This window comes from Celeribacter neptunius, assembly GCF_900113955.1.
Taxonomy (GTDB): domain Bacteria; phylum Pseudomonadota; class Alphaproteobacteria; order Rhodobacterales; family Rhodobacteraceae; genus Celeribacter; species Celeribacter neptunius.
On record NZ_FORH01000001.1, the window covers coordinates 1,202,421 to 1,216,403 of the forward strand.

Sequence of the window (13,983 nt, forward strand, 5' to 3'; positions counted from 1 at the left end):
CCTCGATGTCAGATCGGAGAGCCGCAACATCAGCGGCGACGTCGATCAGCGCGACATGAAACACACCCCCATCCCCCGGTACAGCACAGGCTGTACCGACCGGCCCGCCGCCACACCAAACGGGGCTGCCAATGAGAACCCTTGTCGTCATCCTTTCACCCGAGGTCAGGGACACGCCCCTCACTGCTATCCAGTTATCTTTGACGAGCGGTTAAGCTTAACGGCGCACCGCCGATTTTTTACCGCGGGCATGTCCTTGGGCACCGCCGACTTCGGTTCGGTGTGGGCTCGGTCTGGCCTCGGTCTGGCCTCGGTGTGGCCGCCCCTCCCGTGCCAGGTTCTCGCAAACCCGCCCCGGGGGGGCATAATCCGATTGCATATGGCTGCAGACCTGTTACTGCCGCGCCTCCCACGTTTATTGCCTTATTGCCTCCCCCAAGCTCCGCATGTCGCCCGGCATGCCTCCGCACGGGTGTCTTTGAAGAAGGATTTTGAGCATGCACAGGATGAGTTCACCGGAAGGGTTTCGGCGCCGTGCCACTCTTTTCGCGCTGATGATCGCCTTTCTGGACAGTATCGGCGTCGGCCTCATCATTCCCGTCGTCCCCCGGCTGATCGAAGAGATCGGGCATATCGGCCTCGGCGATGCGGCGCGGATCGGCGGCCTGCTCTTTGCGCTTTACAGCATCGTGCTGTTCCTCTCCGCACCGCTGCTCGGTGCCCTGTCCGACCGTGTCGGACGCCGCCCGCTGTTGCTGATCGCGGTGGGCGGGCTGGCCATCGATTACCTGCTCCAGGCCTGGGCGCCGACCCTTGCCTGGCTGTTTCTCGGCCGATTGATCGCCGGGCTGTGCGGCGCCTCCATCGTCGTGGCCAATGCCTGTCTCGCGGATGTCAGCACGGCAGAGACCCGGGCGCGATCCTTCGGCTATATGAGCGCCGCCTTCGGCCTCGGATTCGTGCTCGGGCCCGCCATCGGCGGCATCCTCGGCGATCTCGGCACACGGGTGCCGTTCTGGGCCGCAGCCGGTCTCGCCGGGGTCAATTTTCTCTTCGCTCTGGCGTTTCTGCCCGAGCCCCTGCCCGTCGCGGCCCGGCGCCGCTTTCAATGGCGCGAGGCCAATCCTTTCGGGGTCTTTCGCATCTTCCTGCGCAGCCCCGGTGTGCTGCCCCTTGCCGGCATCTTGGCGCTCTATTTTCTGGGCTCATCGGTCTATGTCGGCATCTGGGCCTTTTGGGGCTTTGCCAAGTTCGACTGGTCCGGCACCCAGGTCGGGCTGAGCCTGGCGATGGCGGGTTTGACCATGGCACTGCTTCAGGGCCTTGGCACCGGCCCCGCCGTGGCGCGCTGGGGCGAACGCCGTCTGGCGCTCGCCGGTCTCGCCGTCGCCGCGCTGTCCTGCCTCGCCTTCGGGCTGGTCACCTCGACCGCGCTGGTTTTCGTGCTTCTGTGCCTCCATGCGATAGAGGGCTTTGTTCATCCCAGCATCGCCGCCCTGATGTCAAAAGATCTGCCGGCAGATTCTCAGGGCAGCCTGCAGGGCGGGATCGCGGCCATCCAAAGCCTCTCGGCGCTCATCGGCACACTCGTGTTCACACAGGTTTTCAGCGCCTTCATGGCGCCCGGCGCCCGCATTCAGAGCCCGGATGTCGCGTTCTTTCTGGCGGGCGGGGTCCTGGCATTGGCGTTCCTCGGATTGGCGCTGCAACGCAAACGCCGCCCCGGATCATCCTGACCGGATCGACCGCACCACCGGGACAGAGAAAACGCGCGGGATCTCTCCCGCGCGTTTCTGTTTCTTCCCGATTGTCAGAGGCTTGTGCCCCCGCCCGGATCAGTCTCCCTGCATCGCCAAGACGCGGTTGCGCTGGCTGGTGTAGAAATTGTCGGACTGGCCCATCCAGGCGGAGGTGGCTTTCATTGCGTCTTCGACCGATTTGCGGACCTCGACGAAGAGCTCGTCGTCCATGTACTGATCGAGAACCTCTTTCGAGGCGCGGCCGAAAGCCTCCCAGACATCGTCGGGGAATTGCTTGATCTGGGTGCCACCATTGATCAGACGCTGCAGCGCCGGACCGTTGTTGGCGAGGAACAGCGCGTAGTCGAACTGGTTCGACTCGGCGGCGGCATTGTCGATGATGCGCTGTTGCGCCGGGGTCAGCCCCTCGAAAACCTCGAGATTGGTGTTGACCGAGAGCGCGGAGCCCGGCTCGTGGAACCCTGCCGGGTAGAAATACGGGCAGACTTCCTGAAGACCGAGACGCTCGTCCGACCAGGGACCGACCCATTCGGTGCCATCCAGAGCCCCCGAGGAAAGCGCCTGATAGATATCGCCCGCCGGCATCACCTGCACCGAGGCGCCGAGCTTGCCGACAACCTCGCCGCCAAGACCCGGCATGCGCAGTTTCAGACCCTGGAAATCATTGACCGAGGTGATCTCATTGCGATACCAGCCGCCACCCTGGGCGCCGGTCTGACCGCCGATATTGGTGTGCAGGCCAAAGATCTCGCCGAGGTTGCGGTGCAGTTGCTGCCCGCCCATGCCATAGTACCAGACCATCATCTCCGGCGCGGTCATGCCCATCGGCGAGGTGGTGAAGAACGCCATCGCCGGGTGCTGACCCATGAAATAATATTCCGCCGAGTGGTAGATGTCGGCCTGACCGGAGGTCACGGCGTCGAACACTTCGAGCCCGCCGACGAGCTCGCCCGCGGCTTTCGCCTCAATGGTGAGCTGGCCGTCGGACATGGTGTTGACGCTGTCGACGAAACGCTCGACCGCGTCCCAGACACCGGCGAGACCGCGCGGCCAGGAACAGACCATGGTCAGGGTGCGTTTGCCCTGGGCGTACATCGGCGCGGCCAGCGTCGAGGCGGCAGCGGCAGAGGCGCCACCGAGGGCGGATGTTTTCAGAAAAGAGCGGCGATCCATCGAGATATCCTCCAATAGGCGCGCGAGGGGGAGCCCCGCGCCAAATCGCGCGCACCATAGAGAGGCCTCCGGCGAGATTGAAGAGGCCCAGGCGCGACATTTCGCGCGAAAATTGCGCGCAGATGCAGAGGGCACGCAACATTTATGCTCAGCACGGGGCGCTTTCGACAGAAACACAAACCTCCTGAGAGAACCTGCGGAAAATATGAGACCACTCTGCGCAAGATCGCACAGATGGCGGTAACGGATTGGTAGGACGGTTTTGAAATTTATCGGCCACACGTCAACCAATCAGGCCTGCGCCGCGGCGCGCCGAAAGCAAGAAAAGCAATATAATGAGCTTCTTAAGCCGAATAAGTTCACATACGAGTAAATCTGTCCAAGCAAATGACAGTGTTGACGAAGCCCCCCCACAGCCCGACGCAAGCGTTTTCAACTTCATCAGCAATCCGGTGATGGTGGCCGACAAGGACTATACCATCACCTTTGCCAATGACGCCGCGATCCGGATGCTCCGGACCGTGGAAACCGAGATGCGAAAAAACGTCCCGGGATTTCGCGCCGATGAAATCGTCGGCAAGAATATCGACACGTTCCACCAGCACCCCGGCCATCAGCGCCGCATCCTGGACAATCTGAAGACGCCTTATCATGGCAAGATCCGGCTCGGCCGGCATCATCTGCAATTTCTGGCCTCGCCGAAATTCGACGCGGACGGTGCGCTCGAGAGGATCTATGTCGAATGGTCCGATGTCACCGAACTGCGCCACAGCCAGGACCAGATCGCCATGCTGATGCAGCGCGCCAGCGCCATGGCACGCGCGCATGGCGACGGATTCATCAACGAGGTGATCGACGAGGCCGGACTCGAGGGTGAATACCGGGATCTCGGCCGCGCCATCAACGCCATGGTGGCAGGCCATATTGCGACGACAAAGAAGATCCTCACCTGTGCAGAGGCCTATTCGAACGGTGATTTCGGCTATCGGCTCGAACATTTCTCCGGCGACCGCAGCGTCCTGAATGAGGCGATGGACGGTATTCGCGACAGTTTCAACTTTGTGATCACCGAGATCGATGACATGGCGAATTCGGTCATCGCCGGCAAGCTCAACCGCGCGGTGGCGCTCGACGCTTTCCCGGGCGATTTCCGCAAGATCGCCGAGAGTTTCGATCATACGTTCAGCTATCTGCGCAGCACCGTCACCACGATCATGCGGCAGGTCTCGGAAATGGACGCGGCGATCAATATGATCTCCGACGATGCCTCGGCCATGGCCGACCGGCGCACCCGCGAAACCGCGATGGTCGAAGAGATCTCGGCGGCAACCACCACGGCGTCCTCCTCCACCCGGATCAGCCGCGACTCGGCGGCGACGCTGGTGGCCTCGACACAAACCGCACGGAGGTCCGGACGAGAGGGCTCCGAAGTGGCCAATTACCTGCTGGAAGCGGCCTCACAGATGATCCGCACCGCCAATCAGACCAATTCGGTGATCGAGGAGATTCAGGACATCGCCACGAAAACCCGTCTTCTGGCGTTGAACGCCTCGGTCGAGGCGGCCCGCGCCGGGGATCATGGCCGCGGCTTTGCCGTGGTCGCCGAAGAGGTACGTGCGCTCGCCAACCAGTCCGAGGAAGCCGCCAAACGCACCAACGATCTGATTGCCGAGACCAAGGTGACGATGGACAAGACCACGGAGAAATCCAGAGAGAGCTTCGACGCTTTCGCGACGATCTCCGAGATTATCGACGCCATCGCGCTTGAATCCGATAGCGTCAGCACGGCCTCGAGCGAACAGGCGATGAATATCGGCGCGATCGAAGAGGGCATGCGCCAGATCTCCAGCATGAGCATGGAGGCGGCGGCGATGTCCGATAATCTGGCCAGCGCCACGGAAGAGCTGCGCGCAGCGACCGCGAGCGTCTACAGCCAGCTGCAGAAATTCGAGATCTGAGGGAGCATCCCCGATCTCGGCTTGCACCGGGGCGCAGTACCTCTGCGCCCCGGGTTTTGTTTTGGCTTTCGCTCTGGCTTGGGCTTTGCCAGGGCAGGAAGACGAGATGAATAAAGGGGCGCGGTTGCCCGCCCCCCTTCGCCTGATAAAAAGCTCTGCTGAAAAGCCTTAGCCGATCAGCGCACCGTCTTCGCGCCACACGGCGATCACCGAAGACCGCGGCTTGCCGGCGCCGTCCGGCCAGGAGCCGCCCGGATGCTGGATGCCGACGAAGGCCACTTTCTTGTCCGCCGACCAGCACAGGCCGGTGACCTCGGACTTGTTCGGCGCCGTGAGGAAACGGGCGATCTCGCCGGTGTCCGTATTGCCGATCAGCATCTGGTTGTTGCCGTGGCCTTCGAACTCGCCTTCGTTGCTGTAATCGCCGTCGGTCTGGATCCAGAGATAGCCATCCGAAGAGAAAGCCATGCCATCGGGCGAGTTGAACATATTGCCTTCGTTGACATTCTCGGAACCGGCATAGGCATTGTCATAGACCGTCGGGTTGCCGGCCATGACGTAGAGATCCCAGGCAAACTCGGTCGCCCCGTGATCCTCGCCTGCGGGTTTCCAGCGCACGATCTGACCGTAGTTGTTGGTCTCGCGCGGGTTCGGCCCCGTCGCCGGGGTGGCGTCGCCACCGGCGTTCGGCTTGACGCCGCGGTTCTTGTTGTTGGTCAGGGCACAATAGGCTTCGCATTTGAGCGGGTTGGCCGCGATCCATTCCGGACGATCCATGGTGGTCGCGCCCACTTTCGAGCCGGCCATACGGGAGAAGACCAGCAGCTCTTCCATCGACATGCCGGTGCTCTCCGGCGTCAACGGCAGCCACTCGCCGGTCATGTCGTCATTGAACTTGGCGACATAGAGCGTGCCGTCGGACAAGAGACCCTCGGTGGAACCACCTTCGGTGTACACACCGTTGGAGACGAATTTATACATGAATTCGCCGCGCTCATCGTCGCCCATGTAGACCACGACACGACCGTCCTTGGCCTGCACCATCTCGGCGTTCTCGTGCTTGAACCGGCCCAGAGCGGTGTGTTTCACCGGGGTGCTGCTCGGATCGAGCGGGTTGATCTCGGTGACCCAGCCGTGACGATGCGGCTCGTTCGGCTCTTTCGAGAGATCGTAGCGCGGATCGAATTTTTCGTAGGCGTAGCGGCCTTCGCCGCCGATGCCGTAGCGCTTGAGACCATCGGTGGCCTCGTATTCGCCGGTGGCGCCGAAATAGCCGTTGAAGTTCTCTTCGCAGGTCAGATAGGTGCCCCAGAGCGTCTTGCCGGAGCCACAGTTGTTCATCGTGCCCTTAGGCGACATGCCTTCCGGGTCGGCATTGGTCTTCACCAGATCGGCCCCGGCGGCCGGGCCGTCCATGGTCATCTGGGTCTCATGGGTGATGCGGCGGTTGTAGGGGCTGTCGACGACAACCTCGTAGCCGTTGCCCTTGTCCGCGACTTCCATCACGGTCACACCCTGCATGTTTTTCAGAAGCGTCACTTCGTCGGCCGTCTGCGGCATGCCTTCGGAGGCTTCGGGCAGGTTGATCTTCGGGTTCACATATTCGGAGTTCACCGTGATGATCTGTTTGTCACCATCGGTGAACAGCTCCATGCCGTCGGTGTTCTCGCCGAAGACGCGGTCGGATTTGGCCACATCGACGCCGGCCACCGGCGAATAGGCCGAAGCGGCATCGGAGAACAGCGGATCACCCCAGCGCACCAGCACTTTCCACTGGTAGCCTTCCGGCACATGGATGTCGAAATCGGTGGCGATGCCGATCGGTTTGAAGGCAAAGCCAGAGGTCTCGGCACGGGCCGCGGTGGTCGAGGACATCAGACCGGCCGCACCGGCGCCCATGGCCAGAGCGCCGGAGCCAAAGGCCAGCGCGCCACCAAGAAAACCACGGCGCGAGATCGCGCGTTCGACAACCGCGTCGAACCCGTTGGCATCCGGGCGCGGGTCGCGCAACTCGTCAAAATCGTCCCAAGACAGATCGGTGATATCCTGATCTTTCATCATTAGCTCCATCGCTATGTGCGTTTCTGAATTCCGGAAGAAGCACACCCGCATGCGGGGCGCCGTCTTTCGCGGCAGAAGTGCCAAGGTCAGGCAACAATTCCATGACTGGAATATGACAGAATGGTAAAACCGCCCCCGATCCGCCGGTTTCCGCGCAGGCGCCTGTGCACCCATGTCGAGCTTCCCCGAGGGCAGCCCGGGCGGCTTAGCCGTTCATGCACATCTTGCGTCATCCGAGCGTCGTCACCGCCCCCTTGCCCCCCCTGCACAGCCGCTGCACAGCCCAGCCCCCCTTCCCCCGGGCAACGGGACGACACAGTGTTTGCCTTTCTCGGGATTTCCCCTTGCCCCGGGTCCCCGCCCCGGCCCAAAGTGCCCCCGGAAACACGCGCCCCATATGGCCAGCCCTTTTGGGCCAGAAAGGATACGACCCGATGAAATTCTCACTGCTGCAGTCTTTGATGCTCTCCGCAACGCTCTCCACCGGCCTCGGCCTTGCCGCCCTGCCCGCCTCCGCCGGCACCGAGATCGTCACCTTTGACGATCTGGAGACCTTCGAAGAGCTGCTCGGCGGCTTTGGCTCGGTCGAATTCGACACCGATGGCGAGGGCGACCCGATGTTTCGTGGCCGGATGAGCGGCATCCGCTATGCGCTGTATTTCTACGGCTGCGAGGATCACGCCAATTGCAACAACGGCACGTTCGTCGCCTATTTCGATGGCGAGGATTATTCGACCGATGCGGATGTGATCAACGAGTACAACAACACCTATCGCTTCGGCAAAGCCTCGGTCGATCAGGACGGAGATCTCGAAATCAATTTCTCCTTCGCCTTCAAGGGCGGCGTAAGCCGTGAGGCGCTCGACGACACGTTCGACTGGTGGCAGGTGATCATGGAACAGGCCGAGGCGCATTTCGAGTAAGCTGCGCCACGCGCCGGAATGCAGCCCTGAGCGGGCCTGGCGACAAATGCTCGCTCTAAAATCCCTTCCCCTATCGGCGCTTTCCGCGTCTAATACCGCTGTTTGAGGCCAAGGGGGACGGGATGAGTTTGCTGACGCTGGAAACCCCGGTCTTTCGGGCTTACGCCATCGCTGCCGCGCTGATGGTGCTAAAAATCATGTTGCAGGGCTGGATGACGGTGTACCGGATGCTGAAAAGCAAGTCCGGGCTGGCCTCGCCCGAGGATGTGCAAAAAGGCCTGATCAACAAGGCGCCCGATCCGGCACAGCTCGAGATCAACGATTACGTCGATCGCGCACGCCGGATGCATCGCAACGATCTCGAGAACATCCCCGCCTTTCTCGCTGCGGGCCTGGTGTTCGTGACCACCGCCCCGTCGCTTTTGCTGGCGCAACTGCTTTTCTATGGTTTCGTCGCCGCACGGGCCTGTCACTTTCTGGCCTATGCCAGCAAACAGAGCCACGAGGTCCGCGCGACCTTCTACACCATCGGCTCGCTGATCGTGATCTACATGGCGCTGCATGTGCTCTGGCACATGATCAGCGGCTGAGCAGAACGCGGTGGCGCGGGCCGGAAAGCCTGAAAGTAAGCCATAAAGAACGTAAAAGACCGGGCGCCGCAGCACGGCCTCCCGGTCTTGCCCGTCAGACCAGGCGATAGGGGCGAGCCAGCCGGTCGAAACGGGCCGCTCTCGGAGGACAAGCGCGAAAACGCCGGGCTCAGTCCTGCGTCGCGATGACGAAGCCTTCTGCCTCCAGAGCCGCACGAGCGGTGTCGCCATCGAGATAGGTCATGAAGGCCCTGGCCGCCTCCGTGTCATGCTCCGCCAGCATCGCGACCGGATAGACGATGGGCGGATGGCTCTCTTCGGGGAAGGTCGCCACCACGCTTACCCGCTCTTCGGCGGCGGCATCCGTGGCGTAGACGATGCCGAACGGCGCCTCGCCCAGAGCCACGAGCGCCAGCGCGGCACGCACATTGTCGGCCTGGGCGACATGCGGCGCGAGACTGTCCCAAAGGCCGAGGCTCTCGAGCGAGGCCTTGCCATAGATGCCCGCGGGGACGGCATCGACCAGCGCCATGGCGAGACGGTCCTCGCCCAGAGCCTCGGGCAGACTGTCGATCTCCATCGGTGCCGCCTCCTGACCATGTTGGACCAGTACGATGGCATTGGTCACCAGATCGCGACGTGTGGCTTCGGCCAAAAGCCCCTCCTCTTCGAGCGTGTCCATCCAACCGGGATTGGCGGAGATGAAGACATCGGCCGGGGCGCCCTGTTGGATCTGACGGGCAAGCGCCGAAGAGCCCGCCAGCGAGATCGCCAGATCATGACCGGTCTCGGCCTCGAACCCCGCTTCGATCGCGGCCAGCGCATTGGTCATGCTGGCGGCGGCAAAGACCGTGACCTGATCGGCGTGAAGGGCGGCGGGAAGAGCAAACGTGGCGACGAGTGTGGCGGCAAGGTGCAGCGGGGCGACGCAGCGGGTCGCAAGGGGGGGCATCAAGCAAGACAGCATGAGATCTCCATTCGATATGTTTCGAAAAACATATTGCAAGGCAAAGCCATTCAGGCAAGCGTTATTTTCCCTCGGAAATATCGAAAACCCGCAGCGCGGGCTTATGGCGCCAGCAGAGCCTCGATGGCCGCGATCTCGTCCTGACCGGTTTGCAGGGTGATCGCTTCGAGCCGGCGATAATGCGCCAGGACCGCCTCGCCCGTCTCGGTCAGGGACGCCCCGCCGCCGTGCGCGCCACCCCGGCTGGAGTGCACCAAAGGCAGGCGAAACGCCGTGTTCATCTCTTCGACCAGAGACCAGGCGCGTTTGTAACTCATCGACATGCCCCGCCCGGCGGCAGCGATGGAGCCGGTGTCGCGGATGCCCTCCAGCAGATCGGCCTTGCCGGGCCCGAGCATCAAAAGATCGCCAAAATGCAGCCGCAGACGCATACGGATCGGTACGGCGTTTCCGGGCGTGTCTTGAGACGTCGCATCGGGCGTCTTTTGGGCGGGCGGGTTTTGGTTATCCTGCATAGGCGAACTCTGCCCCGCCGCGACGTCTTGCACAAGCGGGATGATCGCAGCGGGCATCACAGACCGGCCTCTCGCCATGCGCAAAACCCTGCTTAGCCCAGCGGCCCTAAGATTGACGTCCGCACCACGCCCCCCTAGGGTTCGCGCGATTTTCATAGCCTAACGCAATGCTTGGAAACATTTTTTTCATTTCACGAACAAACTCGTCAAGGACCACCATGTTAAAGCCCCTCTCTCTCACCATCTCCTTTTGCCTCTGCCTTGCCCAGCCCGTTTTAGCGCAAGATGACATCAAAGGCGCCCAGGACCACCCGTTGATTTCGCGTATGCCCGGCACCGATATTGTCGGCTACCACACGTCTGAGTATCAGGAATTCATGATCGCCACCGGGCCGCTCACCCCGGGGGAAGACCTCCCGCCGGTCGAGCGGTTCGAGGGGACATCGACCACCCTGACCTATCGTGCACAAGAGAAGTCTCTCTCTGCGCTCGCGATCTACCGCAATTTCGAGAAAGCCTTTGAGCAAGCCGGGTTCGAACCGGAGTTCACCTGCAAATCCGACGCAGAATGTGGCGACCGCTTCGTACGCCAACTCTACTGGTATGGCGATCCGCAACGTCACGGACAAAATCCCTATCTGGGTGCACCGAACCGGCATGGTGACGACGAAACCTATTTCTACTGGTCCGGCACCGGCGAGGCCGAGGACGGCACCTATATCATCTCGCTTTTGGTGGCGCAGCACACGGCGATGAATTTCCCGGCCAGCATCGTGCTCGACATCAGCCAGACCGAGGCGTTGAATGACAAACGGATCAGCATCAACCTCGAAGGCCTGACCGACGATATGGAAAAAGACGGGCATGTGGTGCTCGACGGGCTGTTTTTCGACTTCGACAAATCGACCCTGACCGAAGCCTCCGCGCCTGCACTTGAGGTCATCGCCGAATATCTCGGCAACCATACCGACAAGAGCTTTTACGTCGTGGGCCACACGGATAGCCAAGGCGCTCTGGCCTACAATCGCGATCTGAGCGAGGCGCGCGCCGAGGCGGTCAGCGCCGCCCTCTCTGGCCAATATGGCATCGACAGTGCCCGCCTGACGCCCTACGGCGCGGGGCCCGTGGCGCCGGTGACCAGCAACGCGACCGACGCCGGACGCGCCAAGAACCGGCGGGTGGAGCTTGTGCTTCAGGAGTGACCGGGGCGCGGCGTTGGAGCTTTGAAGGGCTGGCCGATAAAAAGGTCAGCCCTTTTAACATTATTTCGCGAGCCTGCCTGCCCGCGACATTTTATTCACGCGTTCGGGCGTTTTGCGGTTGACGCTTTCTGCGGGCGCACATAATGTCGCCGCACCAACAAAGGATCTAACGCCATGATGGGCATTCTTGTACTTGTAGGGACGACGCGCATGGGCCGGTGACGGTTGACCATAATGGATCCCATGCGCCCCCGATTAAACACCGGGGGCTTTTTTGTAGCCAAAGCTCAAGAGCCGAAGCGCCCCCGAAGACAAGACCCGACAGGCAGATCCCGAGATGCCACGGCCCATAATGGCCACAACGAATTGACGCGTGAGACGGAGAGTAAAATGACACGTCAGATGACCGGAGCAAAAATGGTGGTCCAGGCCCTGAAAGATCAGGGTGTGGACACGGTATTTGGCTACCCGGGGGGCGCTGTCCTTCCGATTTATGACGAGATTTTCCAGCAAAATGACATCCGTCATATTCTGGTCCGTCACGAACAGGCCGCGCTCCATGCCGCCGAGGGCTATGCCCGCTCCACCGGCAAGCCGGGCGTGGCGCTGGTGACCTCGGGTCCCGGCGCGACCAATGCGGTCACCGGTCTCACGGATGCTCTGCTCGACTCGATCCCGCTGGTGGTCTTCTCCGGTCAGGTTCCGACCTTCATGATCGGCACCGACGGGTTCCAGGAGGCCGACACCGTCGGCATCACCCGGCCCTGCACCAAGCACAACTGGCTGGTCAAGGACACCGATCAGCTGGCGGATACGATCCATCAGGCCTTTCATGTCGCCACCTCCGGCCGTCCCGGCCCGGTGCTGATCGACCTGCCGAAGGACGTGCAATTCGCCGATGGCGAATACACCCCGCCGGCCAAGGCCAAGATCAGCCATTACCAGCCGAAGGTGAAAGCCTCGATCGAAGAGATCACCGATATCGTGGCTCTGATCGAGAAGGCCGAGCGCCCGGTGTTCTACACCGGTGGCGGCGTGATCAACTCCGGCCCCGGTGCCGCGATGCTGTTGCGCGAACTGGTCGATGCCACAGGCTTCCCGATCACCTCGACCCTGATGGGTCTGGGCGCCTATCCGGCCTCGGGCAAACAGTGGCTCGGCATGCTCGGCATGCATGGTCTCTACGAGGCCAACATGGCGATGCATGGCTGCGACCTGATGATCAACATCGGCGCCCGCTTCGATGACCGGATCACCGGGCGGATTCAGGATTTCTCTCCGAATTCCAAGAAGATCCACATCGATATCGACCCGTCTTCGATCAACAAGATCATCCGCGTCGACCTGCCGGTGATCGGCGATGTCGGCCATGTGCTCGAAGACATTCTCAAGGTCTGGAAATCCCGCGGCCGCAAGACCGCCGATGTTTCCGCCTGGCAAAAACAGATCGACGAGTGGCGCGCGGTGCGTTGCCTGACCTACAAGAATTCCGGCAGCGTGATCAAACCGCAATATGCGTTGCAGCGCTTCGAGGAACTGACCAAGGGCATGGATCGCTACATTACCACGGAAGTGGGCCAGCACCAGATGTGGGCGGCGCAATTTCTGGGCTTCGAAGATCCGAACCGCTGGATGACCTCCGGCGGCCTGGGCACCATGGGCTATGGTTTCCCCGCCTCGATCGGCGTGCAGCTGGCGCATCCGGAAAGCCTCGTGGTGAACATCGCCGGTGAGGCCTCCTGGCTGATGAATATGCAGGAAATGGGCACCGCGATTCAATATCGCCTGCCGGTGAAACAGTTCATCCTGAACAACGAACGTTTGGGCATGGTGCGCCAGTGGCAACAGCTCCTGCACGGTGAGCGGTATAGCTCGTCCTGGTCCGAGGCGCTGCCTGACTTTGTCAAATTGGCCGAAGCTTTCGGCGCGAAAGGCATCCAGTGTTCCGATCCGAAGGATTTGGATGACGCCATCATGGAGATGATCAACTATGACGGTCCGGTGATCTTCGATTGCCTCGTCGAGAAACATGAGAACTGTTTCCCGATGATCCCCTCGGGCAAGCCGCACAATGAGATGCTCTTGGGCGACGCCTCGACCGACGGCGCGATCAAATCCGACGGCGCGGTGCTGGTCTGATGAAACGCATCGGGAAATTCATCCGCCGGGCTCTGGCCGCGCTCGTCGCGACCTGGGGTCTGGCCGGGTGAGCCCAGAAAATACTGAGATATTCGCCACGCCGAGCGTGGAATAAGGGAGAAAAACATGTCCGCCCTACGTATCGAACAAGGCTCCACGAGCCATTCCGCCTATGACCTTCGCGACTACCATGCCGAAGTGATCGAGAAACACACGCTGGCCGTTCTGGTCGACAACGAGGCCGGTGTTCTGGCCCGGGTGATCGGGCTGTTTTCCGGCCGCGGTTTCAATATCGAAAGCCTGACGGTGGCCGAGGTGAACCATGAGAACCACCTGTCGCGGATCACTATCGTCACCACCGGCACCCGCGACGTGATCGAACAGATCAAGGCGCAGGTCGGCCGCATCGTTCCCGTGCATGATGTGCATGACCTGACCGTCGAGGGCCCGTCGATCGAGCGCGAACTGGCGCTATTCAAGGTCGAAGGCACCGGCAACAACCGCATCGAGGCGCTGCGTCTGGCCGAGATCTTCCGCGCCAATGTGGTCGACTCGACCCTGGAGAGCTTCGTCTTCGAGATGACCGGCACCTCGGAAAAGATCGACGCTTTCGCCGATCTGATGCGGCCTCTGGGGCTGGTCGAAACCGCGCGCACCGGCGTCGCGGCGCTGGCCCGCGGCAGTGCGATCTGATC

The 13,983-nt window shown here is 61.7% G+C and carries 11 protein-coding genes; 7 read left to right on the top strand and 4 right to left on the bottom strand.

The window, feature by feature from the left end:
• Positions 1 to 497 precede the first annotated feature (497 nt).
• Positions 498 to 1,736 (top strand): TCR/Tet family MFS transporter, encoded by a 1,239-nt coding sequence (locus BM151_RS05885; RefSeq protein ID WP_245781108.1) that lies wholly within the window; start codon positions 498 to 500, stop codon positions 1,734 to 1,736.
• A 99-nt stretch (positions 1,737 to 1,835) separates the two neighbouring features.
• Here the strand turns inward: BM151_RS05885 and BM151_RS05890 are convergent, their stop codons facing one another.
• The gene (locus tag BM151_RS05890; protein ID WP_090058864.1) at positions 1,836 to 2,933 is read right to left on the bottom strand and encodes a TRAP transporter substrate-binding protein; all 1,098 of its coding nucleotides are present in this window, start codon (positions 2,931 to 2,933) and stop codon (positions 1,836 to 1,838) included.
• 335 nt (positions 2,934 to 3,268) lie between these two features.
• Between BM151_RS05890 and BM151_RS21765 the strand changes: the two genes are divergently transcribed.
• Positions 3,269 to 4,891: a methyl-accepting chemotaxis protein gene (locus BM151_RS21765; RefSeq protein ID WP_090058868.1), complete on the top strand. Its 1,623-nt coding sequence runs from the start codon at positions 3,269 to 3,271 to the stop codon at positions 4,889 to 4,891.
• Between the two features lie 168 nt (positions 4,892 to 5,059).
• Here BM151_RS21765 and BM151_RS05900 read toward each other — a convergent pair whose 3' ends face one another.
• On the bottom strand, positions 5,060 to 6,949 hold the full coding sequence (locus BM151_RS05900) for a PhoX family protein (protein WP_090059223.1): 1,890 nt from the start codon (positions 6,947 to 6,949) through the stop codon (positions 5,060 to 5,062).
• A gap of 437 nt (positions 6,950 to 7,386) precedes the next feature.
• Here BM151_RS05900 and BM151_RS05905 point away from each other — a divergent pair, with 437 nt between their 5' ends.
• A complete protein-coding gene (locus tag BM151_RS05905) occupies positions 7,387 to 7,875 on the top strand; it encodes a YbjN domain-containing protein (protein ID WP_177213033.1) in 489 nt (162 codons plus the stop codon).
• Positions 7,876 to 7,997: 122 nt separating this feature from the next.
• Positions 7,998 to 8,465: an MAPEG family protein gene (locus BM151_RS05910; protein ID WP_090058874.1), complete on the top strand. Its 468-nt coding sequence runs from the start codon at positions 7,998 to 8,000 to the stop codon at positions 8,463 to 8,465.
• Positions 8,466 to 8,634: 169 nt separating this feature from the next.
• Here the strand turns inward: BM151_RS05910 and modA are convergent, their stop codons facing one another.
• Both modA and BM151_RS05920 read right to left on the bottom strand, forming a co-directional pair.
• Positions 8,635 to 9,432 carry a molybdate ABC transporter substrate-binding protein gene (gene modA / locus BM151_RS05915; RefSeq protein WP_090058876.1) on the bottom strand — a complete coding sequence of 266 codons (798 nt, stop codon included), beginning with the start codon at positions 9,430 to 9,432 and terminating at the stop codon, positions 8,635 to 8,637.
• 101 nt (positions 9,433 to 9,533) lie between these two features.
• Positions 9,534 to 9,947, bottom strand: a complete 414-nt coding sequence (locus tag BM151_RS05920) for a winged helix-turn-helix domain-containing protein (RefSeq protein WP_425429530.1) — start codon at positions 9,945 to 9,947, stop codon at positions 9,534 to 9,536.
• Positions 9,948 to 10,261: 314 nt separating this feature from the next.
• Between BM151_RS05920 and BM151_RS05925 the strand changes: the two genes are divergently transcribed.
• The 3 genes from BM151_RS05925 to ilvN all read left to right on the top strand — a co-directional run bounded on the left by BM151_RS05925 (position 10,262) and on the right by ilvN (position 13,981).
• Complete coding sequence (locus BM151_RS05925; RefSeq protein ID WP_177213034.1) at positions 10,262 to 11,149, top strand: OmpA family protein; 888 nt, start codon at positions 10,262 to 10,264, stop codon at positions 11,147 to 11,149.
• A 390-nt stretch (positions 11,150 to 11,539) separates the two neighbouring features.
• Entirely contained in the window at positions 11,540 to 13,288 is a 1,749-nt protein-coding gene (locus tag BM151_RS05930) for an acetolactate synthase 3 large subunit (RefSeq protein WP_090058882.1), read from the top strand.
• A gap of 126 nt (positions 13,289 to 13,414) precedes the next feature.
• Positions 13,415 to 13,981 (top strand): acetolactate synthase small subunit, encoded by a 567-nt coding sequence (gene ilvN / locus BM151_RS05935; RefSeq protein ID WP_090058884.1) that lies wholly within the window; start codon positions 13,415 to 13,417, stop codon positions 13,979 to 13,981.
• Positions 13,982 to 13,983 lie beyond the last annotated feature (2 nt).